At 70.9% G+C, this 25,340-nt stretch carries 23 protein-coding genes and 1 tRNA gene; 12 read left to right on the forward strand and 12 right to left on the reverse strand.

The window, feature by feature from the left end:
- Nucleotides 1-55 precede the first annotated feature (55 nt).
- A complete protein-coding gene (locus KF837_40900; protein ID MBX3233754.1) occupies nucleotides 56-775 on the forward strand; it encodes a polyprenol monophosphomannose synthase in 720 nt (239 codons plus the stop codon).
- Here KF837_40900 and KF837_40905 read toward each other — a convergent pair.
- Nucleotides 772-3,504: a glycosyltransferase gene (locus KF837_40905; GenBank protein MBX3233755.1), complete on the reverse strand. Its 2,733-nt coding sequence runs from the start codon at nucleotides 3,502-3,504 to the stop codon at nucleotides 772-774. The genes KF837_40900 and KF837_40905 overlap by 4 nt on opposite strands.
- A complete protein-coding gene (locus tag KF837_40910; protein ID MBX3233756.1) occupies nucleotides 3,501-5,483 on the reverse strand; it encodes an SUMF1/EgtB/PvdO family nonheme iron enzyme in 1,983 nt (660 codons plus the stop codon). The genes KF837_40905 and KF837_40910 overlap by 4 nt, the downstream gene beginning before the upstream one ends.
- A 29-nt stretch (nucleotides 5,484-5,512) precedes the next feature.
- Between KF837_40910 and KF837_40915 the strand changes: the two genes are divergently transcribed.
- Nucleotides 5,513-5,986, forward strand: a complete 474-nt coding sequence (locus tag KF837_40915) for a hypothetical protein (GenBank protein ID MBX3233757.1) — start codon at nucleotides 5,513-5,515, stop codon at nucleotides 5,984-5,986.
- A 5-nt stretch (nucleotides 5,987-5,991) separates the two neighbouring features.
- On the opposite strand, the gene KF837_40920 is transcribed toward KF837_40915, so the two are convergent.
- The 4 genes from KF837_40920 to KF837_40935 all read right to left on the reverse strand — a co-directional run bounded on the left by KF837_40920 (nucleotide 5,992) and on the right by KF837_40935 (nucleotide 10,332).
- Nucleotides 5,992-6,813: a hypothetical protein gene (locus KF837_40920; protein MBX3233758.1), complete on the reverse strand. Its 822-nt coding sequence runs from the start codon at nucleotides 6,811-6,813 to the stop codon at nucleotides 5,992-5,994.
- Nucleotides 6,810-7,550 (reverse strand): hypothetical protein, encoded by a 741-nt coding sequence (locus tag KF837_40925; protein ID MBX3233759.1) that lies wholly within the window; start codon nucleotides 7,548-7,550, stop codon nucleotides 6,810-6,812. The genes KF837_40920 and KF837_40925 overlap by 4 nt, the downstream gene beginning before the upstream one ends.
- The gene (locus KF837_40930) at nucleotides 7,550-8,956 is read right to left on the reverse strand and encodes a serine/threonine protein kinase (protein ID MBX3233760.1); all 1,407 of its coding nucleotides are present in this window, start codon (nucleotides 8,954-8,956) and stop codon (nucleotides 7,550-7,552) included. The genes KF837_40925 and KF837_40930 overlap by 1 nt, the downstream gene beginning before the upstream one ends.
- A gap of 146 nt (nucleotides 8,957-9,102) precedes the next feature.
- Nucleotides 9,103-10,332 carry a glycoside hydrolase family 5 protein gene (locus KF837_40935; protein ID MBX3233761.1) on the reverse strand — a complete coding sequence of 410 codons (1,230 nt, stop codon included), beginning with the start codon at nucleotides 10,330-10,332 and terminating at the stop codon, nucleotides 9,103-9,105.
- A gap of 254 nt (nucleotides 10,333-10,586) precedes the next feature.
- Here KF837_40935 and KF837_40940 point away from each other — a divergent pair, with 254 nt between their 5' ends.
- From KF837_40940 to KF837_40950, 3 genes are all read left to right on the forward strand, one after another.
- The gene (locus KF837_40940) at nucleotides 10,587-11,498 is read left to right on the forward strand and encodes a hypothetical protein (protein ID MBX3233762.1); all 912 of its coding nucleotides are present in this window, start codon (nucleotides 10,587-10,589) and stop codon (nucleotides 11,496-11,498) included.
- 4 nt (nucleotides 11,499-11,502) lie between these two features.
- Nucleotides 11,503-12,093: a redoxin domain-containing protein gene (locus KF837_40945; GenBank protein MBX3233763.1), complete on the forward strand. Its 591-nt coding sequence runs from the start codon at nucleotides 11,503-11,505 to the stop codon at nucleotides 12,091-12,093.
- A 170-nt stretch (nucleotides 12,094-12,263) separates the two neighbouring features.
- Nucleotides 12,264-12,340 (forward strand) — tRNA-Arg (locus KF837_40950).
- Between the two features lie 80 nt (nucleotides 12,341-12,420).
- On the opposite strand, the gene KF837_40955 is transcribed toward KF837_40950, so the two are convergent.
- On the reverse strand, nucleotides 12,421-12,921 hold the full coding sequence (locus tag KF837_40955; protein MBX3233764.1) for a hypothetical protein: 501 nt from the start codon (nucleotides 12,919-12,921) through the stop codon (nucleotides 12,421-12,423).
- A gap of 334 nt (nucleotides 12,922-13,255) precedes the next feature.
- Here KF837_40955 and KF837_40960 point away from each other — a divergent pair, with 334 nt between their 5' ends.
- The gene (locus KF837_40960; protein MBX3233765.1) at nucleotides 13,256-13,939 is read left to right on the forward strand and encodes a hypothetical protein; all 684 of its coding nucleotides are present in this window, start codon (nucleotides 13,256-13,258) and stop codon (nucleotides 13,937-13,939) included.
- An 86-nt stretch (nucleotides 13,940-14,025) separates the two neighbouring features.
- A complete protein-coding gene (locus KF837_40965) occupies nucleotides 14,026-14,436 on the forward strand; it encodes a type II secretion system protein GspG (GenBank protein MBX3233766.1) in 411 nt (136 codons plus the stop codon).
- Nucleotides 14,437-14,455: 19 nt separating this feature from the next.
- Here KF837_40965 and KF837_40970 read toward each other — a convergent pair whose 3' ends face one another.
- Nucleotides 14,456-14,962, reverse strand: coding sequence for a hypothetical protein (locus KF837_40970; protein ID MBX3233767.1), 507 nt, complete (start codon nucleotides 14,960-14,962; stop codon nucleotides 14,456-14,458).
- A 119-nt stretch (nucleotides 14,963-15,081) separates the two neighbouring features.
- Here KF837_40970 and KF837_40975 point away from each other — a divergent pair, with 119 nt between their 5' ends.
- The 3 genes from KF837_40975 (at nucleotide 15,082) to KF837_40985 (ending at nucleotide 17,367) form a co-directional block, all read left to right on the forward strand.
- A complete protein-coding gene (locus KF837_40975; GenBank protein ID MBX3233768.1) occupies nucleotides 15,082-15,273 on the forward strand; it encodes a hypothetical protein in 192 nt (63 codons plus the stop codon).
- Nucleotides 15,274-15,330: 57 nt separating this feature from the next.
- Nucleotides 15,331-16,044: a 7-carboxy-7-deazaguanine synthase QueE gene (locus KF837_40980; protein MBX3233769.1), complete on the forward strand. Its 714-nt coding sequence runs from the start codon at nucleotides 15,331-15,333 to the stop codon at nucleotides 16,042-16,044.
- An 87-nt stretch (nucleotides 16,045-16,131) separates the two neighbouring features.
- The gene (locus tag KF837_40985; protein ID MBX3233770.1) at nucleotides 16,132-17,367 is read left to right on the forward strand and encodes a porin; all 1,236 of its coding nucleotides are present in this window, start codon (nucleotides 16,132-16,134) and stop codon (nucleotides 17,365-17,367) included.
- On the opposite strand, the gene KF837_40990 is transcribed toward KF837_40985, so the two are convergent.
- The gene (locus tag KF837_40990) at nucleotides 17,361-18,818 is read right to left on the reverse strand and encodes an amino acid permease (GenBank protein MBX3233771.1); all 1,458 of its coding nucleotides are present in this window, start codon (nucleotides 18,816-18,818) and stop codon (nucleotides 17,361-17,363) included. The two genes, KF837_40985 and KF837_40990, sit on opposite strands and share 7 nt — an antisense overlap.
- Nucleotides 18,819-18,829: 11 nt before the next feature.
- Entirely contained in the window at nucleotides 18,830-19,885 is a 1,056-nt protein-coding gene (fbp, locus tag KF837_40995) for a class 1 fructose-bisphosphatase (protein ID MBX3233772.1), read from the reverse strand.
- Nucleotides 19,886-19,981: 96 nt separating this feature from the next.
- Between fbp and KF837_41000 the strand changes: the two genes are divergently transcribed.
- Nucleotides 19,982-20,908, forward strand: a complete 927-nt coding sequence (locus KF837_41000) for a class I fructose-bisphosphate aldolase (protein ID MBX3233773.1) — start codon at nucleotides 19,982-19,984, stop codon at nucleotides 20,906-20,908.
- Between the two features lie 509 nt (nucleotides 20,909-21,417).
- Nucleotides 21,418-22,173: an MBL fold metallo-hydrolase gene (locus KF837_41005; GenBank protein ID MBX3233774.1), complete on the forward strand. Its 756-nt coding sequence runs from the start codon at nucleotides 21,418-21,420 to the stop codon at nucleotides 22,171-22,173.
- Here the strand turns inward: KF837_41005 and KF837_41010 are convergent.
- Nucleotides 22,160-22,984: a hypothetical protein gene (locus KF837_41010; GenBank protein ID MBX3233775.1), complete on the reverse strand. Its 825-nt coding sequence runs from the start codon at nucleotides 22,982-22,984 to the stop codon at nucleotides 22,160-22,162. The genes KF837_41005 and KF837_41010 overlap by 14 nt on opposite strands.
- Complete coding sequence (locus KF837_41015) at nucleotides 22,981-25,338, reverse strand: hypothetical protein (GenBank protein ID MBX3233776.1); 2,358 nt, start codon at nucleotides 25,336-25,338, stop codon at nucleotides 22,981-22,983. Before KF837_41015 ends, KF837_41010 begins: the two co-directional genes overlap by 4 nt.
- Between the last annotated feature and the right edge of the window lie 2 nt (nucleotides 25,339-25,340).

Below are 25,340 nucleotides of genomic sequence, written 5' to 3' on the forward strand. Positions count from 1 at the left end.
GAACGGCTTCTTCGTTCATGCCGCACCGCAGCGGAAATGGTATGTCGGGCCCGTCTTGGCCCGTACGCTGATCGTCACCCCGACGTACAACGAGAAGGAGAACCTCCCGCGCTTCGTCGAGGCGGTCCGCGGCGCGCTCCCGGACGCCGACCTGATGGTCGTCGACGACAACTCGCCCGACGGCACCGGCGCCATCGCGGACGCGATCGCAGCGAAGGACGATCACGTCACGGTGATGCATCGCGCGGGGAAGCTCGGCCTCGGCACGGCGTACATCCAGGCCTTCCAGCAGGGTCTCGCGAAGGGCTACGAGCGCTTCTTCGAGATGGACGCGGACCTGTCGCACGACGTGAAGTACCTGCCGGACTTCGTGCGTGCGCTCGACGAGGGCGCGGACGTCGTCATCGGCTCCCGCAACATCCCGGGCGGCGGGGTGGAGGGCTGGGGCCTCGGCCGCCACGTCATCTCGAAGGGCGGCTCGCTCTACTCGCGCACGATCCTGGGGCTGCCGGTGAAGGACCTCACGAGCGGCTACAAGGCCTTCACCCGCCGCGCGCTCGAGGCGATCGACATCGACGGCGTCCACTCGAACGGCTACTCGTTCCAGATCGAGATGACCTACCGCGCCCTTCGCAAAGGCATGACGGTGCGCGAGGTCCCGATCATCTTCGTCGACCGCACCGCCGGGCGTTCGAAGATGAGCCGCCGCATCTTCGTCGAGGCGATCGGCGTCGTGTGGAAGCTCCGCGCCGAAGCGCTGACGGGGAAGATCTAGGCGGCGAGGCCGCAGATTCGCGTGTAACTTGCAGCCATTTGGCGCACGTCGAGCTGCGCGGCGGCGCGGGCGTGCGCGGCGTCGCCGAGGCGCGTGCGCTCCGCGGCGTCGGCGAGGAGCGTGTGCATGGCGTCGGCGAGGGCGGCGGGGTCGGCGCGGGGGACGATGATACCCGCGCCGCCGAGCTGCTCGCGCGCGCCGCCGTGATCGGTCGCGACGATCGGGAGCCCGGCCGCCATCGCCTCGAGCGACGCGTTCGGGCAGCCGGCGGGCTCCGCAATCATCGCGAAGGCGTCGATCTCCGCGAGGAGCGAGCGGGCGTCGCGTTCGCCGAGCCACGTGATCGGCAGCCCCGCGGTCGAGGCGCGGAGCTCCTCGGCGTACGCCTCGCTCCCGTGCTCCGCCGCGCCTGCGATGACGAGGTCGAACGGGCGGCGGCGCACGGCGGCGATGAGCTCCTCGAGCTTCTTGTCCGGTGCGATGCGCGCGAGCGTGCCGGCGACGACGCGCGCGCCGGCGCGGCGGCGGAGCGGGATGGGCGGGACCTCGACGCCGTTCGGGACGACCGCGACGTCGACGCCGAGCGCGGCGGCCGCGCGCTCGCGCTCGCCTTCGTACTTCACGATCGCGCCGCGCAGGAGGCGGCCGTAGTCGCGCAGGTTCAGGTACGGCGAGCCGACGCGGGGCCGCTGGAGGTAGCGCGCGAAAGATGCAAAGTACATCTCTCCGGGCGAGACGTCCCAGACCGGGACGCCGACGAGGAGGTCCGCGATGAGCACCTTGTGCTCGGGGATCACGTTCCAGAAGAGCACCGCGTCGGGCTCCGCGGCGTCGACCATCGTCGCGACCGCGCGCGCCGTGACGATCGGCGAGGCCGCGCCCGCTCGCGGCGCCACCGCGACCGGCACGCCCGCCGCCGCGAGCGCGCTGCGCCCCGGCGTGGGGTAAGCCTCCTGCTCCTCGATCACGATCGCGCGCACGCGCACGCCCTCGGCGCGGAGCTGCACGAGGAGCCGCCGCGCGCTCGACTGCGCGCCGCCGGTCGAGAAGTTGTTCGTGACGAGCACGACGCCGCCACGCAACCGCGCCGCCGCGCTCCCACGCTGCGCGCTCGCTCCGACGCGCGCATACAGCTCGACGTGGCGCTCGGCCATCACCCACGCCGTGAAGTCCGCCGCGAGCCCACCCACGCCCGCAACCTCCGACGCAAGCGCGGCACCGCCGCTGCCCGCGCGCTCGGCCCCACTCCGCGCGCCACCACTCAACGCGCGCTCGCCCCCGCCGCCCGCGCCGACGCTCCCCGCGCGCTCGGCGAGCGCCTCCGCGACCGCGGCGGCGAACGTCGGCGCGTCGGCATTGGGGGAGACTCGGTGCACGTCCGAGTGCTTCGCGGCGAGCTCGGCGGTGCCTGCCACGTCGGTCGTTACGAGCGGCACGCCTGCCGCGAGGGCCTCGAGGTGGACGAGGCTCAGGCCCTCGAAGGCGCTCGCGGAGACGATCGCGTCCGCCGCCGCGTACGCCGCGCCGACGTCGCCCTGCGAGCCCGCGAAGACCACGCGCTCCGTCACACCATGCTTCGCCGCCTCCGCGCGCACGTGCGCCTCGATCGCGAGCGCCTCCGGATCCGCGCTCACCGGCTCACCTACGAGCACGAGTCGCGCGTCACCTCGCGGGAGCGCGGCGAGCACCGCCGGGAGCCGCTCGAGCCGCTTCTGCGGGCGATGGTTCGCGATCGCGACGAGGACCGGCGCGTCGTCGTCGACGCCGAGCGCGCGCCGCGCCGTCGCGCGATCGATCGCCGGCGGCGAAGGGACGACGCCGTTCCAGATCGTCCGCGTCCGCGCGCCGAGCCCGGCCGCGTGGAGACCCGCCGCGACGTCGCGGCTGCACGCGAAGAGGAGCGGCGGCCGCGCCGCGGTCGCGACGTGGCGCAGGCGCGCCGGCCAGCCCGGCTCGGAGTTGTGGACCGTGACGACGACGGGCACGTCGCCGGCGCAGAGGCGAACCACGTCGTCGCCGTCGAAGAGGTGCACGTGGACCGCGTCCGCGCCCCGCTCCGTCGCGATACGCGCGAGCAGATCGAGGCGCTCGACGCGGCCGCACGCGTGATCGCGGAGGTGGATCGTGCCCGGCGGCGCGTCGAAGGTGGCGCGCGCCGGTCGATCGAGGACCGCGAGCTGCACGTCGTGGCCGAGCGCGCGGAGCTCGCGCGCGAGATCGAGCACGACCCGCTCCGCCCCACCGCGATGCAGCGTCGTCACCGCGAGCACGACGCGGAGCGCGCGGTGGTAGCCGACGTCGAGCGACGGCGCGCGCACCACCCGCGCGGCCGCGAGCGCGGCCTTGTCGACGGTCCCCGACGCCGCGACGAGCTCCGCGAACGAGCGCGGATCGAACGCGACCGCGCTGTCGACGCGCGGCGCCTCGTCGCCGACGCCGCGCGCGAGATCGCCGCCCGTGCGCGCGAGCACGCTGCGCCACCTCGTGCAGTCCGCGGTCGCGCCGACGGCGACGGTGGGACCGGTCGCGTGCGCGAGCACCGGCGCCGGCGGCGAGAACGGCCAGGCGCCGGCGCGCACGAGCCACACCGGCCGCGACGCCGACGCGACCCGCGCCGCGAGATCGCCGTTCGCCACCGTCGCGTCGATGCCCTGTCGCGCGAGCGCACGGACCGTGCGCGCGGCGAGCCACGGCTCCGCCGCCGCGTCGAAGACGATCGCGTCGATCATCGATACGCGCCCGGATAACCGACGAACGGCTCCGACGACGGCGCGGACGGCACGCCAGACGGCACCGCAGGAGCCACGCCAGACGGCGCCGCCGGAGGCACCGCAGGAGGCACGCCAGACGGCACCGCAGACGGCACCGCAGGAGGCACGCCAGACGGCACCGCAGACGGCACCGCAGGAGGCACGCCGGACGGCACCGTCGAAGGCACGCCGGACGGCGCGGCAGGAGGCGCGGCAGGTGGCACCGCAGACGGCACCGCAGGAGGCACGCCAGACGGCACCGCAGGAGGCACGCCGGACGGCACCGCAGGAGCCACGCCGGACGGCACCGTCGAAGGCACGCCAGACAGCACCGCAGGAGCCACGCCGGACGGCGCAACCGGTGGCGCCGCCGACTGCCGCGTGGACAACGCAGGAGGCACGCCGGACGGCGCGACCGGCGGCGCCGCCGACTGCCGTGTGGACGCCGCCGCGACGATGCCGACGCTGCGGCTCGATCCTCGCTCGCTCGGCCACGGCGATCGCTGCCCCATCGACGGCGAAGAGGCCGGCGGCACGACCGACGACGACGACGCAGGCGCGGGCGGCGTGATCTGCCGGTACGAGATCTGCGCCGGCGTCGAGGCCGCTTCGGTGATGCGGATCATCGACGGCGCGTCGCCGGTGAACACGAACGTCTCCTTGACGCCGTCGAGCGGGACGACGTCGCTCACCTCGCGCCCCTTGACGATGCATGTATACCGCACGCGTGCGCCGGGCGGCAGGTTCGGCGCCCGCACCCAGAAGCCGTCGGTGCTCGCGCGCGTCGTGATGCCCTGCGCGTTCGTGTGCCCGCCGCTCTTGCGCCGCGCGAGCATCCACGCGACGACGAAGCCCGCCGCCCCCGCGGGCGCGGCGACGAACGCCCAGCTGAAGCCCTCGCCGCCCGTGCTCTGGCGCAGGACCGGCGGCGGCGGCGCGATCGCGAAGCCCGCGTCGAACGCGCCCGGCGACGCCGACGCGGCCGGCGTCACGTCGTTCGTCGCGGTCGCGCCGGGCGTGGGAGCGATGACCGGCGCGTCCTCGACGACGACGCGGAAGCCGTTGTCCGCGTTGCGCGTGCCGGGCGTGTTCCGGACCCGAGCCGCGCTCCGGCCGCGCCGCGGATCGCGCATCCACGAGCCGCCGCGGAGGACGCGGCGCTCCGGATCGTTCCCCGTGTGCGTCGTGTTCTCGGGATCGGTCACGTCGGTCGCGGGCCACACCGCGTAGACGTCGCGGCACCACTGGTTGACGTTGCCGGCCATGTCGTAGAGGCCGAACGGGTTCGGCTTCTTCCTCCCGACGGGGTGCGTGCCGACCGCGGCGCCGGGCGCGGGACGGAACCAGCCGATCGCAGCCGCCTCCTCCTCCGTCTTCGCCGCGTACCACGGCGTCGTCGTCCCGCCGCGCGCGGCGTACTCGAACTCGGCCTCGGTCGGGAGGCGCACGCGGCGCCCGGTCTTGCGCGAGGCCCATTGCGTGAACGCGTTCGCGTCCCCGAACGTGACGACCGTGACCGGATCGTCGTCCCGCTGCACGAAGCCCGGGTTGCGCCAGTTGTACTGCTTGTCCTGCTTGAGCCGGACGCCGTCCCACCCCGCGCCGCCGCTCTGTCCCTTCTCCGCGTCGGTCTGGTGGCGCGTCTCGGCGACGAAGCGCGCGAACTGCGCGCGCGTGATGGGGTACTTGCCCATCCAGAACGTGTGGCTGATCGTGACGGTGCGCGGCACCTCGTCCGGCTCGCGGTACGGATCGTTCGGCGACGAGCCTTGCGTGAACGTGCCCTTCGGGATGCGACGGAGCTCCAGCTTCCGGAGCGGAGTCCCGGCGTCGGTCGGCTTGTCCGAGGCCGACCCGAGATCGAGGACGAGGTCGTCTTCGCCGGCGTGCGCGGCGCGCGGCGACAGGAGCGTCAACCCGGCGACGACGGCGAAGCTCGTCGCGAGGCGACCTCCCATGACGCCCGTTTTACGTCTATTCTCCGCCCATGAGCAAGGCCGCCAAGAAGGTGTCACTCGAGGATCACGCCGAAAAAATCCGCGAGAAGCTCAAGGTCCCGCGTCAGGACGAGCTCTTCAAGGCGGCGGTCGAGGCGGGATACCTCACCGCGCTCGCGGACGGCGGCATCGACGAGGCCGAGCGCGACATCCTCGTGAAGGCGGTCGAGCTCTTGAGCCGCGGGCTCGTCATCGAGTGGGAGACGGACTCCCTCATCGACGACTGCCAGAAGGCGGTCGAGGCGGACGGCCTCGAGGGCAGCGCCAAGCGCGTGGGCGAGAAGCTGAAGGAGCTCGGGTCCGCCGACGCCGGCATCTTCGTCGCCGCGCTCGTCGCGCGCGCGACGAAGGGCGTCGAGAAGTCCGAAGCGGAGATGCTCAAGAACATCGGCAAGAGCGCCGGCATCGACACGAAGAAGGTCGGCGAGATCGTCAAGCAGGCCACGTCGCTCACCGGCGACTGAGCGCGCTAGAAGCGGACGCCGCCGCCCGACGGGGTCACGAAGAGCCCCGTCGCCGGCGCCAGCGTCTTCGGCTTGAGCACGAAGTAGCTGATCGCGCCGACCGCGATCCCTACGAGGCCGATCGCGCCGAGCACGTCGCCGGCGGTCAGGAACGGCTGCACGCCGTCGAGGCGATCGCGCGAGCAGTTCGGCTTGCACTCGTCGAGGTCGCCGCGCTTCACCGCGCCGACGATGCCGAAGCCGATGCCCATCACGAGGAAGCCGGCGCCGACCGAACCGGCGATGAGCGACACGGTCGGGACCTTGCCGAACGGCGTCTTCTCGGTGGGGCGCGGGCACACCGCGCCGGGTTTGCCGAACGAGACGTCGATGTCGCGACGCTCTCCGAGCGCGAAGTTGATCGACTCGCTCTTCGCCTGGTTCGTCGCGGGATCGACGACGGTGACGGTGTGCTGCCCCGGCTCGACGAGGAGCGAGGCCCCTTCACCTTTGCGCGACGGACCGTCGACGCTCACCATCGCCTGCGGGAGCGGACAGCCGTCGGCCGCGCGGACGTGGAGGATGAGCGCGGGCAGCTTCCCTTTGATCTCGCCCGCCCACTTCGCGCACTCGGTCGTGAGGAGCGACGGGCACGCGGGCTTCGCGCAGCGCTCCGCCGCCTCGAGCGCCGACATGAGCTCGTTCTTCTGCTGGAGCCGCTGCGTCTGCTCGTACGCCGTCGCGCACTCGCGCAGCTCGTCGGCGCGCGCGACGGCCGGCGCGAGCACGAACGAGAGCGCGAGCGCGACGGTGAGCTTCATCGACGACGGCAGGATACGTGCGCTCATTGCTCGATGCAGTAGAGATGCGCTTGGACGTTGCACGGGACCGCGCACGCGTTCGTCCAGCTCGCCTCGGTGGAGACGACGCCGATGTACGTGCCTCCATTTTCGGACCTATAGTTCTCGCAGTCCTCCTCGGTCGAGATCGCGTTGCCGTCGACGCCGGTGTTGGTCCAGACCGGGATGACCGGCCCGGCGTCGCTGCAGCCCTCGAAGAGGGGAGCCGCCCCCGCGTCCGTCGCCTGGACCTTCTCCCCGCGCTCGTTGTTCTCGATCGGGAGGAGCAGCTTCCTGGTCTGGAAGTACGTCGTCCAGTTGTGGAGGACGGTGCGGTTCGCGGTGTCGACGATGCGCACGTCCGGACGGCCGCCGTCGTTCTGAAGGCCCGGGAAGCGCCTCCGCGGCGTCTCGTTGTCGACGCTGAGCCAGGCCTTGAAGGAGCCGCCGAGCCCCGCGCCGGTCGCGAGGAGCTGGCACCGATCGTCCGCGCCGGAGAGCCCGTTCAGGTTCCCGTTCGTCGTCGCGCTCGTGATGAACACGCGCTTCGTCGGCCGCGTGTCGATCGGCGGCGCGGCGTCGGGCTCTTCCGGCGGCTCCGTGTCCGCCCCCGCGTCGAGCACGTCACCGGCGTCCGGCCGCGGCGGCCCGTAGTCGTCGAGCGCGAAGAGCGCGAAGCATCCGCTCGCGCCGGGAAGCGCGAAGAAGAACATGAACGAGAGCGCGATGCGGCGAGCCGACTTCATCAGAGGCAGTGGAGCTTCGGGATCTTCACGCCCTTCGAGTCGATCACGAACGGCTGGGCGCAGTCGGCCGGTTTTCTCTTCTTACCGGATCCGAGCGGCGGCGGGGTGGGTCGCGGAGCGGGCGCGGGCGCCGGGGCCGGCGCGACCGCGACGGACGGCGCGGGCTCGGGCGGCTCGGGAGGAAGGTCGAGCGCCGGCGGGGGCTCGAGCGTCGGCGCGGGCTCGGGCGGCGGCTCGCTCGGCTCGCTCGGAGGCGGCTCGCTCGGCTCGCGCGGGATCTGCGCCACGCTCGGCGCGGACGCCGACACGCTCGCGGCCGCGGCGCTCCGGTTCGACGCCGGCTTGAAGGTCACGATCAACCCGAGCGCGACGAGGGCGACCGCGATCCCCGCCGACACGGCGGCGATCAGCTTCACCCTGTCGCGCCGCTGCTCCTCGAGCGCGCGCAGCGTCTCCTCGCGCGTCGTCATCGAGATCGCGGCGGAGCCGGTGGTCGGCGCCTCCGGGATCGGGACGAACGGGAGCTCCGGTTGGGAGGGCGCGACGCGCATCGGCTGCGACGGCGGGCCGATGATCGAGATGCGGCCCGTCGCGGAGACCGGACCGCCGCGCGCGAACGCCTCGAACGCGGCGCTCAGCTCCTGCGCGTCGGCGTAGCGCTCCTCCTTCTTCTTGCGGAGGCAGCGCGTGATGATCTCGTCGATCGCGGGCGGCAGGTGCGGGACGATCTCGAGGAGCGGGCGCGGCTCCTGCCGCGTCGTCGCGATCATCGTCGCGACCGCGGTCTCGCCGCGGAACGGCCGGATGTTCGCGAGCATCTCGTAGACGACGACGCCGAACGAGAAGACGTCGGTCCGCGCGTCGACCTGCTGCCCGAGCGCCTGCTCCGGGCTCACGTACCCCGGCGTGCCCCACATGTCTCCGCGCGACGTCGTGTTCGTCGTCGTGCGCTCTTCCTGCGGAAGCCCCGGCACCGCGGGCTGAGGCCGCTGCCGCGCGAGCCCGAAGTCGAGGACCTTCGCGAGGACGGTGTCGGCCGAGAGCGTGGTGAGGAAGATGTTCTCCGGCTTGATGTCGCGGTGCACCACGCCGGCGGCGTGCGCCTTCGCGAGGCCGCGCGCCATGTCGCGCGCGACGCCGATCGCCTCCTCCATCCCGAGCCGCCGCTCCATCAGCGCGCGGCGGAGCGCGATCCCTTCGAGGAGCTCCATCACGATGTAGAGGACACCCTCGAGCTCCTCCACCTCGTAGATCGTCGCGATGTTCGGGTGCTGGAGCTTCGCCGCGATGCGCGCCTCGCGCAGGAGTCGCTTCCGCTGGGCCGGGGCCTCGCCCTCGTCGTGGAGCACCTTCAGCGCGACGTCGCGCTCGAGCTTCTCGTCGAACGCGGAGTAGACGGCGCCCATGCCGCCTCGTCCAAGGAGGCGATCGACGCGGAATCGTCCGATCGTTGTCCCTGCAAGGGACGCGCTCACGCCTCCGAGTCTATCCGTTGCCTTCCCCCGCGGGCCAACGAAACCCCGGACAACCGTACGGTTTCAGGGTTCTGAAATCAGGGAAGGTACGGCGTGAGGAGGGCCATCTGCGGAGCGTCGACGCCGTTCTTCGGCTCGATCGAGAAGGGATAGCTCGGGTTCCAGCGGGGGCCGGCCGCCCACCATAGCCAGCCGACGATCACGTCGTCCGCCTCGTTCATCGCGTCGAGCATGTCCTTGACCGCGGCGTTGCAGAGGGCGTTGTCGCCGCCGGCGAACTCGCCGACGAAGCCCTTCAGGCCGTTCGCGCGGAGCCACGAGATCCAGCCCGCGAGGCGCTCGCGACCGATCTTGGCGCTGACGCACTGCCCCGTCTTCCCGCCCGAGTCCGGGTCGAGGTACTGGTGCACCTCGATCACGAAGTTGTCGCCGGGGTCCTTGATCGCGAGCATCGCCTTCGCGTTCGCGGTGCCGTACCAGGTCGAATTCCAGCTGTGCGCGCCGGTGTACGCGTTGCCGGGGACGTGGATCATGTTCTTCGCGCCGGCGGCGCGGATGGCGGCGATCGCGGCGTTGGCGGAGTCGACCCACTGCTCGGTGCGGAGGCCGGCCGGCTCGTTGACGAGGTTGAACATGACGCGCGCGTTGGCGGCGTAGCGGGTCGCGAGGCGCTTCCAGAGGTCGGCGAACGCGCTCGCGGGCACCGCGGCGGACCCGACGTGCACGCCGTAGTACTTCGCGAAGTTGTGCGGGTTGAGGACGACGTTCGCGCCGCGCGAGGTGGCGTAGCCGACGATGTCATCGAGCTTCGCGACGTACGCCGGCGTGAGCTCCGCGAACTGCTTCGTCTGGAGGCGCTCCCACGCGAAGCCGATGCGGAACGTGTTCATCCCCTTCGCCTGGAAGTAGTCGATCTCCGCGCGCGTCGGCCAACCGTAGTCGCGGCCCTCGACGCCGAGCGAGCTCGCCGTCAGGGTGCCGAACTCGGCGCCCGCGAGGTTCACCCCGCGGTACTGGAGGCCGCTCGGCTCCGCGATCGGCTCCGGCGCCGGATCGTTCGCCTCGCCCGCCGACGGCGTCTCGTCCGTCGACACCGGCGCGACGTCGCCGGTCGCGGTCACCGCCACCGACTTGGTCACGCTCGTGGTCGCGGTCGCGGGGCTGTCCGCGGTCGTGCTCGCGCTCGCCGCGCTCGGGCTCTCGCCCGTGTCGTCGGGCTCGCTCGAGCTCGAGTCGGAGGAATCGGCGGCGCCGCACGCGACGGCGAGGGAGACGAGGAAGGGCGCGAGGATACGGTTGAACGACATCAGTATATTTGTGGTTTTCGTGATTTCTGGTTCCGAGGTGACGAGTGGACTGTCACCCATCCTTCGCGCCTGACAAAGCGCGGCTGTGACGTTTGGAAGCAGCCCTCACCACATGCGGGCAAAGTGCCCCGCATCGGCTCCCCGCGAAAAACGCCGACGAAATCCGCTGGTGCAACTCGTCACGGAAGAGGTCGGCGCCCCGGAAAAATCGACTTAGCGCGAGCGCGTTGCGAACGCGCGCGAACCGGCGCAAGGTGTCCGGACTCGTGCTCCGGCCGCTCACGTTGCTCCTCACGCTCGCTGCGCTCGTCGCAGCGGAGCGCGTCGCGCGGGCGCAGGCGTGCTGCGTCGGAGCGAGCGGTCTCACGCCGGGCTGGCTCACGAACCACGAGCGCGCGCTCGTCGGTGCGCAGCTCCGTCTCTCGCAGACGCACGGCACCTACCCTTCCTCGGGCCCGTTCTACGTACCGACGCCGGGCCGCGACGCGCGCGTCGAGACGAGCCTGTTCGCGACCTATCGCCTCTTCCCGCGCGCGCAGGTGAGCGCCTTCATGCCGCTCGTGACGACGCGCCGCCGCTCCGGCGCCGTCACCGAGCACCGCACCGCGTTCGGCGACTTCACGCTCGTCGGCCGCTACGACCTGATTCGCGCCGGCGAGTCGACGATCCCGGGCATCGCGATCCTCGCCGGCGCGCAGGCCCCGACCGGCAAGGAGCCGAGCGCGGGCACGGGCCTCCTCGCCGCCGACGTGAACGGCATCGGCTCGTGGGAGGTCAACGGCGGCGTCTCGATCGAGCAGACGTTCGGCCACGTCGTCCTCCACGGCACCGTCCTCGCGGGCTATCGCTTCCCGGCCACGATCCTGGGCGAGGAGCAGCGCCTCGGACCGCGCGCGCTCTACCTCGTCGCGGGAGGCTGGGTCTTCGACAGCGACGTCGCGCTCCTCGGCACGCTCACGCACGCGTCCGACGGCGACGCGACCCTCGCGGGCGAGGACGCGGTCGGCACGGGTTTTCGCTCCACGCAGCTCGCGTTCCTCGTCGTCGCGCCGTTGACGGATACACTCAGGCTCCGGACCTCGGTCTTCACGGACGTCCCGCCGCTCGGCCGGAACCGCCCCGCGCTCGGCGGCACCTCCATCTCGCTCGCGAAGACCTGGTTCTGATCCGATGCTCCGTCCTCTCCTCTCTCTCTCCGCCTCTTGCGCCCTCGCCCTCCTCGCGTGCTCGCACGCCGGCACCGCGCCGCCCGCCGCCGCGCCGCTCGCCGGCACCTTCACGTTCGGCACGGAGGCGGGGACGGAGGAGTCGCTCGACGCGCTCCTCGCGAAGTCGCGCTACTCGGTCTTCCTCTTCTTCACCGCGGACTGTCCGGTGCAGAAGGCGCACGACGCGCGCATGCGCGCCACGGTCGCGAAGTACGCGCCGCAGGGCGTGGCGTTCTATGCCGTCGCGTCCGAGACGGGCATCGACATCGCGGCGGAGCGCGCGGAAGCGAAGCGTCGCGCGATCGACATGCCGCTGCTCGAGGACAAGAACGCCGTCTTCGCGGACGCGTTGAAGGTCGAGTACTCCACGCACGTGGTCCTCTTCGAGCCGAGCCGCGCGATCCGCTACTCGGGGGCGGAGGACTCCGAGCGCGTGCACCTCACGCCGAGCGGCACGCTCCACCTCGACCGCGCGCTCGACGCGGTCCTCGCGGGCAAGGAGCCTCCCGTCACCACGGCCGAGCCGCTCGGCTGTCCGCTGCGGAAGCACTGACCGATGCTCGCCCCGGCCTTCGTGCTCGACATCGCACAAACGACGCGGGGCCGAAGATCATCGAAGCCAACTGCCTGAACAGCTCCGGCTTCTACGCCGCCGACATCGCATCGATCATCGAGGCAGTCTCCACGCTCGCCTGACGCCGTGGTACATCTCCTCCGTCCCACGCGCCCGTAGCTCAGCTGGATAGAGCGTCGGCCTTCGAAGCCGAGTGTCGGGGGTTCGAATCCCTCCGGGCGTGCCACCCAACCCACGGCGATTGCAGGAGTTTCTTCCCACGCGGTGCCTTTCCGAGCGCGTAGGATCGCCGAGAGGCTACGACGCTCAAGGCCGACGCCGGCATTCTTCATCCCGCCATTCGATTCGGCCGGAGCACGGCTCGGCGAGCGCGATGAAGTCAGACGCGTCGCTCACCGTGCGCACCGCCGCGAACGCGCGGATCTCGACGTCCGGCCGCACGGACCAGATCGCCCACGCCGCGCCGAAGAGCTGGGCGCCGCGGGTGACCACGTCGTCGACGAGCGTGACCCTCGCCGGCAGGGAGAGCGGCTCGACGACGATCAAGCTCTCGAGGTGGGTGCGCGCCTTGGGTCGCGCCTCCGCCACCGACGTAGCTGCCTTCGCGACGGCCATCGTGCGCTCGAGGCACGGGAGCACCTGCGAGCCGAAGTCCCACGCGCGTAGCTCGCGCGCGATCTCCAGCGCGGGCCATAGCGCGCCTTCCGCAAGCAGGCCGCTTCGCGGTACAGGAACGAGCGCCGCGTCCGAGTCGAGGAAGGGATCGCGGAACGGGACGTCGTCACGCTCCCGGAGTCGGCGAGCCACGCGTGCGGATGCCGTCTCCCCGATACCGCCCCGAGCACGCCGGTTCTCCTTCAGGGCGACGACGAAGTCCTTCGCGCGCTTCATCTCCTCGGTGGTACCGCGCGGGCAGTACGCAAGGAACGACGCAACGCGAGCTCAGAACGAGGCGGCTTCACGGATCGCGTCCGTGGGCAGGATGTCGAGCAGGTCGGTCATGTCGCGGCCACTGCCAGCCGTACCAGGTCGAGGACGTGGATTGGGCGTGGGCGGTCCTCGGGACGAGCATAGAGACGCTGAAGGGTGCACGAAAATGCGGTATTTGCGCGCCATCCGGGGGGTGGCGTACCCTCCTTGCATGCGTCCGCGTTGGGTGTTGCTCGCGGTGCCGCTGTTCGCGGTGGCGTGCGTCTGGGGGCGGGCGCGGGACTTCGTGCGCGATGACGGGTCCGGGGACGGAGGCGTCGAGCCTGTGGAGACGGACGAGACCGGGACGACGGACGACGACGACTCCAGCGAGGAAGAGATCGAAGACGCCGGGTTCGACGCGGACGACGGGGCGCCGCGCCGCTACGTCTTCGTGACCAGCAGCGACATCGAAGGGAGCCACCCCGACGGCATCAAGCACTTCGATGGCATCTGCAACGGGTTCGCCGAAGGCGTGGAGCTGCTGGAAGGCAAGAAGTTCGCCGCCTGGCTCAGCACCAAGAAGGAAGGCGCCTTGACGCACGTGAAGGCCGACAGCTGGACCGGGCGCTACGTGCTCGTCACCGGCGAGATCGTCGCGCTGACCTCGTCGGACCTGACGCACGACGTGCTCCCGAAACCAATCAACGTCGACGCCTACGGGAACGTCGTCACGGAGCCGGACCGCGTGTGGACCGGCACCAACGACGACGGCGGCCTCGCCATTCCCGACTGCGTCGACTGGACCAGCTCCACCGCCAAGGGCTGGACCGGAAAGACGACCGGCGCCTGGACCCACGCCGCGCAGACCAATTGCGCGGATACGGCCCTCCTCTATTGCTTCGAGGTCCCCTAGGCCACACGCTGATGAAGATGCAATGCGCCGGATGCGGTAAGGCCATCTCTCTCGACGACGCGCTGTGCTCGGGATGCGGGCGCTTCGTGATCGGAGACCTCCCGCCGCTGCAGGTCCGCCAGCGCGAGGTGCGGCGCGGCGTCGGGACGAAGGTCGGAATCGCGATCCTGATCGGGTTCGTCGGCTGGATGTTCGCGATGGGCACGGTGGGCGCCCGCGCAGAGTCGCAGGCGATGAAGCCACGCCAAGCGAAGTACGACTGCCTCGCGCTCCATCCCGTCGCGGAGAAGTGGGTCGTCGACCATGCGGGCGAGTGTCCGACCGTCGCTCGGCTCCGCGCGGAGAGGGAGATCTCGCCGGGGTCGAAGATCACCGACCCGTGGGGCCACGAGTACGAGATCGAGTGCGGCGAGTCGGACGAGGTCGTCGTCCGCAGCTTCGGACCCGACGGCCGCGCCGGTACTCACGACGACATCGTCGTCGGACCGCTGGAATGACCGCTGGAGTGACCGCGCCTCACTTGCCCTTGAGCTCCTTCGACGCGACGGCGCGGACGCGAGCGGCGAGGGCCATGCGATCGCGACTGATGCGCTGGGCGCGCTCGTTGGTGCACGCGCCCGGGCCCGCCGCGTAGTACGCGACCGGGTGATCGGTGCACGCGCGCATCGATTGACGGAGGATCGCCATGCCGGCGCGGATGCACTTCTGCGGATCGTCGTTGAGCGACTCGTCGCCGCCCGACGACGCATGGATCTGCATCGTGCAGAAGGAGCGAGGGTGCGCGATGCAGCGACCTTCCTTCGTCTTGTCCACACAGTCCCCCTGCACGCGCTCGCGGAGGGAGCCCTCTCGCCACGCCACTGCGACGACGAGCGCGATGGTCTTTTCACGACTCGAGTCCTCTACGAAGAGAGGACGCTCGTCCTCGACCACATGCGCGATGGCGTCCGCCATCGTCGGATGCGGATGCTCGGGATCGACGGCGTGAACGGCAGCGAGCGCGAAGTCGAGGAGGGCAGCCATTTGGGGTCGCCGCCGCGTTGCAGATCGCGCGCCGACGCGGCGACCGCGTGTGTGCATCGTGCACCGACCTGAAGCATGGGTGGCATGAGCGCTGCGTCAGTACGAACGAGGAGGATTCCATGGTCACGATGACGCTCTCGGACACCGACGCTTCGTTCCTCTACGACGAGATCGCACGCCGCGCGCGCGACATCGAGAACGAGCTCGTGCACACGGATGCGCGCGCGATGCAGCGCGATCTCGCGGCCGAGCTCGAGAGGCTGCAGAGCATCCAGCAGTCGCTCGGCGCCGCCGCGCACCGCACGAGCTGACGCACCGAACCGAGGCAGTTTGGAGAGGCGCGGCGGCCGCGTTATGGTCGCGGCCCGATGCTGCTCAGCCGCATGAAGGACGGCGCGCCCGAGGTCTTCGCCACCGTGCAGGGCGAAGGCACGAGCGCGGGCGTGCCGAGCGTCTTCGTGCGTCTTGCAGAGTGCAACCTTCGCTGCTCCTGGTGTGACACGAAGTACACCTGGGACTGGTCGAAGCACGACAAGGCCACGGAGACGATCGAGCTCACCGTCGACGACGTCGCGGCGCGCGCGATCGAGCTCGCGGGGGACGGCGTGCGGAACGTCGTCTTCACCGGCGGCGAGCCGCTCCTCCAGCAGGACGAGCTCGCCGCGCTCGGCGCGCGCCTCAAGGAGCGCGGCTTCCGCGTCGAGGTCGAGACGAACGGCACCGTCGTACCGGCGCCGGCGATGGCGGCGGTCGTCGATCAGTGGAACGTCTCACCGAAGCTCGCGAGCTCCGGCAACGCCGAGCGCGCGCGCCACCGTCCGACCGCGCTCGCGTGGTTCGCGTCCGTCCCGCACGCGACCTTCAAGATCGTCCAGACCGGCGCGGCCGATCTCGCCGAGACCGAGGAGCTCGTGCAGGCGCTCGGCGTGGGGCGCGATCGCGTCGTCCTGATGCCGGAGGGCACCGAGCCCGTCGCCCTCGCCGCGCGCTCACGCGAGCTCGCCGAGACCTGCCGCGCGCACGGCTACCGACTCGGGACGCGCCTCCACGTCTTCCTCTGGGGTCAAGAGCGCGGGCGTTGACGCGCCGTGCGCGGATCCTGACGGCACAGATTCGTCACGGAACGGTCGCGGCGAGGTCGCAGCGATCGGGTCGTATGCGTTTCCCAAATGCCACGAGGAAGCTTCGGCATCGCCGCGGCCGCGCTACTTTGGTGTGCCTCCGCGCGCGCGCAGGACGACGGGACCTCGCCGAAGCCCGAGCGTCCGGCCCCTCACCTCGGCGCCGACTCGCCCGCTCCGACGTACCCGCCGAACCCGGAGCACGAGCGGCGCTGGTACGACCGCCTCACGCTCCGCGGCTACACGCAGCTCCGCTACAACCGGCTCGGCGCGAGCAACTCGCGCCTCACGAACCGCCAGGGCGATCGCACGCTCGGCGACGACGGCGGCCTCTCGATCCGGCGCGCGCGCCTCATCTTCCAGGGCGACATCGCCTCCTTCCTCTCCGTCTACCTCCAGCCCGACTTCGCGAGCGTGATCGACGAGACGTTCCAGGTCGCGACGCTCCGCGACTGGTACGCCGACATCTTCCTCGATCCCGACGAGAAGCGCTTCCGCGTCCGCGTCGGTCAGTCGAAGGTGCCGTACGGCTGGGAGCTGATGCAGTCGAGCGGCAACCGGCTCCCGCTCGATCGCACCGACGGCATCAACAGCGCCTTCGTGAACGAGCGCGACCTCGGCGTGTTCCTCTACTTCGAGACCCCCGCCGTCCGCGGCCGCTTCCGCCACCTCGTCGAGAGCGGGCTCAAAGGGTCGGGCGACTTCGGCATGGTCGCGTTCGGCGTGATGAACGGGCAACCGATGAACACGCGCGAGAAGAACGACAACAAACACTTCGTCGCGCGCGTCACCTATCCGTTCGACGTCGGCTCGCAGACGCTGGAGCTCTCCGCCGCCGCCTACTCCGGGCTCGCCGTCGTCTCGCGCGACGAGGGGATCGCCGGCCGCGAGGAGGCGCAGGACTTCCGCGCCCTCGCCAGCTTCGTCTTGTACCCGAAGCCCCTCGGCTTCCAGGCCGAATACAACGCCGGCTACGGACCCGAGCTCGTCGGAAAGACGATCGAGAAGCGGCCGCTCGCCGGAGGCTACGCGATGACGATGTGGCGGCAGCCGGTCTCGTGGGGCGCCGTCACGCCGTACGTCCGCGTTCACCACTACGACGGCGGGAAGAAGTTCGAGACGAACGCGCCGCGCTACGACGTGAAGCAGCTCGACGCCGGCGTCGAGTGGCAGCTCTTCCGCTGGATCGAGCTCACGACCGAGCTCATGCTCGCCGACCGCACGACGAAGGGCGACCGGCAGACCGGGCACGTCCTCCGCCTGCAGCTCCAGTTCAACTACTGAGCGGCGGCGACCTTGGAGCGCTTCGAGCCGTAGAAGAAGTAGATCGCGAGGCCGATCGCGAGCCAGACGAAGAGGCGGAGCCAGTTCGGCCAGCCGAGGCCGAAGATCATCGAGCCGCAGAGGAGCGCGCCCGCCGACGACACGAACGGCACCGCCTTCACGCGGAACGGCCGCGGCAGGTCCGGCTCCTTCTTCCGCATGACCCAGACGCCGACGCTGACGAGGATGAACGCGAAGAGCGTCCCGATGCTCGTCATGTCGCCGACGATGTCGCCGGGGATGAACGCGGCGAAGAAGCCGACGAAGCCGAGGAAGAGGAGGTTCGACTTCCACGGCGTGTGGAACTTCGGGTGCAGCTCGGAGAAGAACGGCGGGACGAGGCCGTCGCGACTCATCGAGTAGAAGACGCGCGACTGCCCCATCAGCATGACGAGGATGACGGAGGAGAAGCCGCCCAGGATCGCGACGACGACGAGGTTCGAGAGCCACTTGTGGCCCGGCATCGCGCGCTCGATCGCCTGCGCGACGGACGCCTCGCTCCCGGTCGTGCGGAAGAACTCGACCGGCGCGAGCCCGGTGAGGACGTGCGCGAAGAGCACGTAGAGCACGGTGCAGACCGCGAGCGAGCCGAGGATGCCGATCGGCATGTCGCGCTTCGGGTTCCGCGCCTCCTGCGCCGCGGTCGACACCGCGTCGAAGCCGATGAACGCGAAGAACACGATCCCGGCCGCGCCGAGGATGCCCATCCCGCCGCCGAAGTCGTGGCTGAGGCCCCTCTCGTCGACGTAGGTCTGCGGCGGCGGGATGTACGGCGTGTGGTTCGCGGGATCGATGAAGCTCCAACCGAGCCCGATGATGAGGAGCACGATCGCGACCTTCACGATGACGATGATCGTGTTCACGACCGCGGACTCGCTGATGCCGCGCACGAGGAGGAGCGTGAGGATGACGACGATCGCGAACGCGGGGAGGTTGACCATGCCGTGCACGCCGGTCACGTGATCGACCTCGAACGGAGAGTGACAGAGGCCGTACGGGATCCGGAAGCCGAAGATCTCGAGCAGCTTGTTCAGGTACTCGCTCCACGCGATCGCGACCGTCGCCGCGCCGACCGCGTACTCGAGGACGAGGTCCCAGCCGATGATCCACGCGATGAGCTCGCCCATCGTCGCGTACGTGTACGTGTACGCGCTGCCGGCGATCGGCAGCATCGCGGCGAGCTCCGCGTAGCAGAGGCCGGCGAACGCGCAGCCGATCGCGGCGACGACGAAGCCGATCGTGACGGAGGGCCCTGCGCTCGTGGCGGCGGCGGCGGCGGTGCGGACGAAGAGGCCGGCGCCGATGATCGCGCCGACGCCGAGCGCGACGAGGGCGCCGGGGCCGAGCGTGCGCTTGAGGCCCTTGCCCTCGGCCTCCTTCGTGAGGTCGGAGATCGCCTTGCGGGTCCAGATGTGGCGCACGGCTACTTCGCGCTCATGAAGTGAGCGAAGGCGCCGACGTCTTCCTTCGAGCCGATGACGAGCGGAGTCCGCTGATGGAGCTCCTCCGGCGTGATGTCGAGGATGCGGTGGACGCCGTTCGTCGCGCCGCCGCCCGCCTGCTCGAAGAGGAACGCCATCGGGTTCGCTTCGTAGAGGAGGCGGAGCTTGCCCTTCGTGCTCTTCGAGTCCGCGGGGTACGCGAAGATGCCGCCCTTGATCAGCGTGCGGTGCGCGTCGGCGACGAGCGAGCCGACGTAGCGCGCGCCGTACGGCGTCTCGTAGCCGTTCACGTGCGCGGGGGGCGGACCGTTCGGATCGCCCTTCACCCAGCGGACCCAGTTCTGGAGCTCCGGCGTCCAGCGCGAGTAGTTGCTCTCGTTGATCGAGTAGCAGTTGCCGCGCGCGGGGCAGCGGATGTCGGGCTGGGAGAGGAAGAACTCGCCGATGTTCGGGTCGAGCGTGAAGCCGTGCACGCCGTGGCCGGTGGAGAGGACGAAGATGGTGGACGGCCCGTAGAGCACGTAGCCCGCCGCCGCGATCTCGCGGCCGGGGCGGAGCGCGTCGCGCACGTGCGGGACGGAGAGCGTGGGCTCCGGCCGCCGCAGGATCGCGAAGATGGTGCCGATGCCGACGTTCGTGTCGATGTTGCTCGAGCCGTCGAGCGGATCGAAGAGCGCGACGTATTTGCCGTGACCGGGCGCGGGCTGGAGGACCGCCTCGTCGATCTCTTCGCTCCCGATGACGCCGCAGTGGCCCGAGCGCGAGAGGATGTTGAGCATGACCTCGTTCGCGAACGCGTCGAGCTTCTGCACGCTCTCGCCCTGTACGTTGGTCTCCCCCGTGTAGCCGAGGAGGTCGGCGAGGCCCGCCGCGCGGACGCGCGAGTTGATGATGCGGATCGCGAGCGAGATGTGGTTGAGGAGCGACGTGAACTCCCCCGTCGCGCCGGGCGCGGCGTGCATGCCGTGGAGGACGTGCTCGCGGAGGGTCGTCCCGACGACGGCAGCCGGGCGCATGGAAGGGATGCTATCGGGCATGGCGGCCCAGGGTTTCCCACCAGCGCGCTGCGGCCGCAAGAGGCAAGGACGGGCGGCGCGTTGATCTGGTGTGGGGGTCGGATTAGTGTGCCGGGCATGGCCCTCACCGACCGCGTCAAGCAGATCATCTCCTGGTACGGCTCCGACAACCCGGGCGTTCGCGCGAACCTCGTGCGGATGATGAACCACGGCACCCTCGCGGGGACCGGGAAGCTCGTCATCCTCCCGGTCGATCAGGGCTTCGAGCACGGGCCGATGCGCTCGTTCCAACCGAACCCGGAGGGCTACGATCCCGAGTTCCACGTGCAGCTCGCGATCGACTCCGGCTGCAACGCGTACGCGGCGCCGCTCGGCGCGCTGGAGCTCGTCGCGGATCGGTACGCGGGTCAGATCCCGCTCATCTTGAAGCTGAACAACTCGGACACGATGGCGAAGATGGACCAGCCCATCAGCGCCGTGACGGGCTCGGTGAAGGACGCCGTCCGCATGGGCTGCGCCGCGATCGGCTACACGATTTACCCCGGCTCCGGTCAGCGCAACCGGATGTACGAGGACCTTCGCGAGCTCATCCTCGAGGCGAAGGACTACGGGCTCCCCACCGTGACGTGGGCCTACCCGCGCGGCGCGGGCATCTCGAAGGAAGGCGAGCAGGCGGCGGACATCACGGCGTACGCCGCTCAGGTCGCGGCGCAGCTCGGCTCACACGTGATCAAGATCAAGCCGCCGAAGGACCACATCGAGCAGGCGGAAGCGAAGAAAGTGTTCGAGAAGTACAACATCTCGACGAAGACGCTCGAGGACCGGGTCCGTCACTGCGTGCAGAGTGCATTCAATGGCAAGCGCATCATCATCTTCTCCGGCGGCGAGGCGAAGGAGACGAGCGCCCTCCTCGACGAGGTGAAGCAGCTCGCGAAGGGCGGCGCCTTCGGCAGCATCATGGGCCGCAACGCCTTCCAGCGCCCGAAGGCCGAAGCGATCAAGCTCCTGCAGGACGTGATGGCGATCTTCAAGACTTCTTCATAGTCAGGGGCTTCGCCCCCGACACCCCCACCCCGCGAACACGGCCCTCGCGCTGCGCGCTCGGGTTGCTTCGCAACCGCTGTGGCGGCCGCGTTCGCGGGGCCCCGGGGGGCGCCCCACGCGACGCGCGCACCTGCCAAAGCGGCCTTGTTTCGCAAACCGCCGGGGCGTGGCCCGTTGAGTCGCCGAAAGGGTGCCCGACGTTGAGAATCAGAGCGTGATGTCGGGCTGGCTCTTGGCGCGAAGGCGGGAGAAGCCGGGCATGGTTTTGGGCTCGTGGAAGAGGCCTTCGCGTAGGGTGAAGGGGGACACTTCCTCGATGGGAGACTTCATCGTGGGCGGGGGCGCGGTACGACGCGACGGGAGAAGCGCACGGAGGAGGGTCTTCGTTGCGAGGAGGCGTTCCTTGTTCATACTGCGTGGTTCCTTCGGGTTTCGAGGGGCGTTGGGTGAGCCCCCACAGTGCGACCGCGAGCGTGCGGGCGCACGTCCCAGGAACGGATGATGAGGCGATGAAGCTCTATGTCCTCGGTGTAGGCGACACGTTCAGCGAGAAGCACGTCACACACGCGCTCCTCCTGGAGCACGACGGCTTCCGCCTCGCGATCGATTGCCCGGACTCGTATCGCCGCGTGCTCCGGCAAGCGCGCGACCGCATCGATCGCGACGACGACAAGAAGACGCTCGACCTCTTCGCGATCGACGACGTGCTGATCACGCACGTGCACGGCGATCACATGAACGGGCTCGAAGGGGTCGGCTACTTCAAGCACTTCGCGCAGAAGAGGCCGCTGAACCTCCACACGATCGCGCCGGTGAAGGAGGGACTCTGGGAACGACGGCTCGCGCTGCCGATGGGACAGCTCCTGAACGGGAGCGAGCTGCGGAGGCTCGCGTTCGAGGACTACTTCGCGTGGAAGGACGTGTCGCTCGAGCGCGCGACGACGATCGGACCTTTTACCGTGCGCGCGCGGATCACCAAACATCACGTGCCGACGAGCGCGCTGTTCGTCGAGTGCGGCGGAGGGAGCGTCGGGATCTCGAGCGACACCGCGTTCGATCCGGAGCTCATCGCGTGGCTCGCGCGCGCGGACCTCGTCGTGCACGAAACGAACTACGGTCCCGCCCACACCGCGTACGCCGATCTGCTCGGGCTCGACGCGGCGGTGAAGGAGCGGATGCGGCTCATCCACTACCCCGACGAGCTCGATCCGGCCACGACCGAGATCCGCTGCCTCCGCGAGGGAGAGGTGATCACGGTCGCTTGAACGTGCACACGAGGTCGTCGTACGAGACGTCGCTGCCGGCGCGGCCGAAGTCCATCACCCCGAGCGCGATGCGCGCCTCCGCGGGGACGAAGCCGAGCGGCAGCGGCGCGGAGTAGACGATGCGATCGGCGTAGCGCAGGACGAGGTCCGTGAAGTCGTAGTCGACCTGCACCTTCGTCCAGACGCCGACCGGCGGCGCGTCCACGAAGGTCGTGGCGCCGGGGAGCGGGCAGCCGCAGCCGCCGTCGGCGAAGTTCACGTCGATGCGCGCCCAACCCTCCACCCGCTGCGCGATCGCGATCTTCACCTCGAAGTTCTCGACGCCGGGCGCGGTGCCGATGACCTGGAAGAAGTCGAGCGGGCTGTCGATGGTGCGCGTGGTGTTGGGACGGACCTGGAACGTGCACGAGAGCGACGCCGGCACGAAGCCGATCGCGCGCTCGAGGTAGGCGGTGGGGATCGCGCTGCCGCCCGTGCCGGTGACGACACGGAGCGCACGCGGCGGGGAGACGAAGAGCTCCGTGTCGTAGTCGACGGCGCCGTTCGCGGCGCGCACCGCCGTCCACGCCCCGCCGATGCCGCCCTCGTCGAAGTCGTCGCAGAAATCGCCGGCGCAGCGATCGGGCGCAGCGTCGGCCGGCGCCGCCGGCCCGGCGTCGGCGTCGGCGATGGCGATGGCGTCGGCGGGCGCGTCGGGCGGCGCGTCGGCGGGAGCCGCTACCGGCTCGGCGAACCCGTCGAGGTCGTTGAACAGCGTACAGGCGGTGAGGGCTGCAAGCGTGGCGCTTGCGACGATACGGCGTGGCGTCATTCAGGGCTTGCGTCGATCGCCCGGCGATAGCGCTCGCGACGGGCGACGTCGCGTAGGATCTCATACGCCTCTTCGAGGACGACGACGATCTTCTTCACGTCCTCGGCGAGGTCATGGAGTCGCGGCGACAGGATGCGCGTCGGCTCGAAGGCACGGCGGAGCTCGACGAAGGCGCGCTTGACCTCGTAGCTATTGGCGTCGCGCGGGATGCCGAGGAGCGAGAAGTAATCGCCCTCGTCCACGAGCTCGAGGCGCGCCCGGACCCGCGCGCGGATCGCCTCGTCGTCGAGCGCCACCGACGACGAGGCCGCGAGCTCGCGTTCGCTCGGCGCGGGCGCCACGCGCGCCGGCTCCACTTGAGGCATGACGTCGAGCACGCCGAGGAGCGAGAGCGCATGGACGACGGACACGACGTCGGCCTCGGGCGAGCGCGCGAGGAGGTCGGCGACGCTGCCGCCGCGCGCGCGGTTGACGAGCTCGATCTCCGCGGGCGGGAGCGCGCACTCGGAGAGGAGGACCGCCTTCGGTCCGTCGCCGATGCGCGCGCCTTCTCCGCCGAGCGACGCGATCGCCTCCTCGCTCGACACCGCGCGCCGCACGAGCTCGACGAAGACCTCGCACCCGGTCGACGCGCCGAACACGCTCGGCTCGGAGCGGAGGCGCCCCGGCGGCTCGGCCTCGAGCTGCGCGGTGCCGCCCGCGGAGCGGAGCACGAGCGTCGCGAGCCACTCCGCGTGGGCGCGCAACGCGGCCCAGAGCTGGTCCTGCCCGAGCCAGCCGTGCGCGACGAGCGCCGCGCCGGCGTGGCGGCCATACGGCGGGATCTTCCCGGCGAGGCGATCGACCTCGTCGCGCGGGAGATCGCCGCGCGCGCCGAGGAAGCAGACGAGCGACTCCTTGTCGGCGCCGGAGGCCGCGGTCACGAGGTCGCCTTCGCGGAGCACGATGCGACGGACGACACGCTCGTGCTCGAAGCACAGAGAGCCGCTCGCGCGCCGTGCGATCGCCTCGCCGACGAAGCGGCGCGCCTCGACCGCGCGGAGGAGCACGACGCCGGCGCTCGACTGCTGCGGCGGCGCCTCGCTCCCGGCGCGCGCGGGGAGCGAGCTCGGACCGACGACGTCGACGTTGGAGATCGTGACGCCGTCGACGGACCTCGGCGGCTCGGGCGGCAACGGCGAGAGCCGCGGCGGCGGCGGAGGCGGCGGCACCGGCTCGGACGCGCGCCGTGACGGCGGGATCATCTCGCGCGTGGGGTGATCGACGCTGGTCGGATGGCTCGAGCCGGGGCGCCCGGGGTTCGTCGAGATCGGACGTCCGGGGCTCGTCGAGATCGAACGGTCCGGGCCCGACGAGGTCGGGCGATCGGGGCCCGACGAGATCGGACGGTCCGGGCCCGACGAGGTAGGACGGCCCGGGTTGGTCGAGATCGGGCGCGGGTTGGTCGAGATCGGACGTGGGTTGGTCGAGATCGGACGCTGGCCCGTCGCGGTCGTGTGCTTCGAACCGCCCGCGGTGGTGGGCTTCGCGCCGTGCGTGCCGGTGCCTTCGCGCTCGCCGTGTCCCGTGTGCGCGCGCGGCTCGTCGGGCTCGTCCTCGTCCGCTTCGATCGGCTCGTCGAGCGACGCGAGCACGTCGGCGGGGAGGACGCTCTCGATCTCCTCCTCCGGCGACGGAACGCCCGGCGGCTCGGCCACCTGCGCGGCGGCGTCCGCGCGCGCCTCGGCCTCGGCGAGGAGCTGTTGCAGCTCGTTCGACACCGCGCCGAACGACGCGAGCGAGCGCGGCGGCGAGTCGACGAGGTCCGCGAGCGACGGCACGCTCATCGGGAGCGGCGGACCCGGCGTGCGAAGGCCGGGCGCAGGGAGCGAGGGATTGCTGCGCGGCTCGGGCGGGACCGAGCCGGTGCGCGCCGGCATCGACGGCGGCGGCGTCGACGGACGGATCTCGGGACGGTGCACCGGCCCCCCGGTCAGCGCTTCGAGGCGGCGCACGACCGCGCCGATGTCGATCGGTCGCAGGAAGAACGCGCTGCCGCCGCTCGCGAGCGCGTCGTCCGCGTTTTTCACGATACCGCCGCCAGCGCCGAAAAACACGAAGTCGATCGCGCCCGAGCCGGGGAGCTTGCGCACGCGCGCGAGCTCGTCGAGCGCGCCGAGCGCGTCGACGTCGGCGATGATGACCTGCGGGCGCTGGACCTGGGTGCGGGAGAGGAGGAGCGAGAGCGCGACGTCGACGACGGCGTAGCCCGCGGCCCGCAGCGTATCGGCGACGTGCGACGCCTCGGCCGCCTCGTCGGTGACGAACACCGTGGGCGTACGCGGGATCGACGGTGCGCTCGGCTCCTCGGCCATCC

This window comes from Labilithrix sp. (assembly GCA_019637155.1).
GTDB lineage: Bacteria > Myxococcota_A > Polyangia > Polyangiales > Polyangiaceae > Labilithrix.

Coding starts and splice junctions, on each gene's coding strand:
- KF837_40905 (MBX3233755.1), bottom strand. CDS start 3,504: ATGATCGACGCGATCGTCTTCGACGCGGCGGCGGAGCCGTGGCTCGCC.
- KF837_40910 (MBX3233756.1), bottom strand. CDS start 5,483: ATGGGAGGTCGCCTCGCGACGAGCTTCGCCGTCGTCGCCGGGTTGACG.
- KF837_40915 (MBX3233757.1), top strand. CDS start 5,513: ATGAGCAAGGCCGCCAAGAAGGTGTCACTCGAGGATCACGCCGAAAAA.
- KF837_40920 (MBX3233758.1), bottom strand. CDS start 6,813: ATGAGCGCACGTATCCTGCCGTCGTCGATGAAGCTCACCGTCGCGCTC.
- KF837_40925 (MBX3233759.1), bottom strand. CDS start 7,550: ATGAAGTCGGCTCGCCGCATCGCGCTCTCGTTCATGTTCTTCTTCGCG.
- KF837_40930 (MBX3233760.1), bottom strand. CDS start 8,956: ATGGGCGCCGTCTACTCCGCGTTCGACGAGAAGCTCGAGCGCGACGTC.
- KF837_40935 (MBX3233761.1), bottom strand. CDS start 10,332: ATGTCGTTCAACCGTATCCTCGCGCCCTTCCTCGTCTCCCTCGCCGTC.
- KF837_40945 (MBX3233763.1), top strand. CDS start 11,503: ATGCTCCGTCCTCTCCTCTCTCTCTCCGCCTCTTGCGCCCTCGCCCTC.
- KF837_40960 (MBX3233765.1), top strand. CDS start 13,256: ATGCGTCCGCGTTGGGTGTTGCTCGCGGTGCCGCTGTTCGCGGTGGCG.
- KF837_40970 (MBX3233767.1), bottom strand. CDS start 14,962: ATGGCTGCCCTCCTCGACTTCGCGCTCGCTGCCGTTCACGCCGTCGAT.
- KF837_40975 (MBX3233768.1), top strand. CDS start 15,082: ATGGTCACGATGACGCTCTCGGACACCGACGCTTCGTTCCTCTACGAC.
- KF837_40980 (MBX3233769.1), top strand. CDS start 15,331: ATGCTGCTCAGCCGCATGAAGGACGGCGCGCCCGAGGTCTTCGCCACC.
- KF837_40985 (MBX3233770.1), top strand. CDS start 16,132: ATGCCACGAGGAAGCTTCGGCATCGCCGCGGCCGCGCTACTTTGGTGT.
- fbp (MBX3233772.1), bottom strand. CDS start 19,885: ATGCCCGATAGCATCCCTTCCATGCGCCCGGCTGCCGTCGTCGGGACG.
- KF837_41000 (MBX3233773.1), top strand. CDS start 19,982: ATGGCCCTCACCGACCGCGTCAAGCAGATCATCTCCTGGTACGGCTCC.
- KF837_41005 (MBX3233774.1), top strand. CDS start 21,418: ATGAAGCTCTATGTCCTCGGTGTAGGCGACACGTTCAGCGAGAAGCAC.
- KF837_41010 (MBX3233775.1), bottom strand. CDS start 22,984: ATGACGCCACGCCGTATCGTCGCAAGCGCCACGCTTGCAGCCCTCACC.
- KF837_41015 (MBX3233776.1), bottom strand. CDS start 25,338: ATGGCCGAGGAGCCGAGCGCACCGTCGATCCCGCGTACGCCCACGGTG.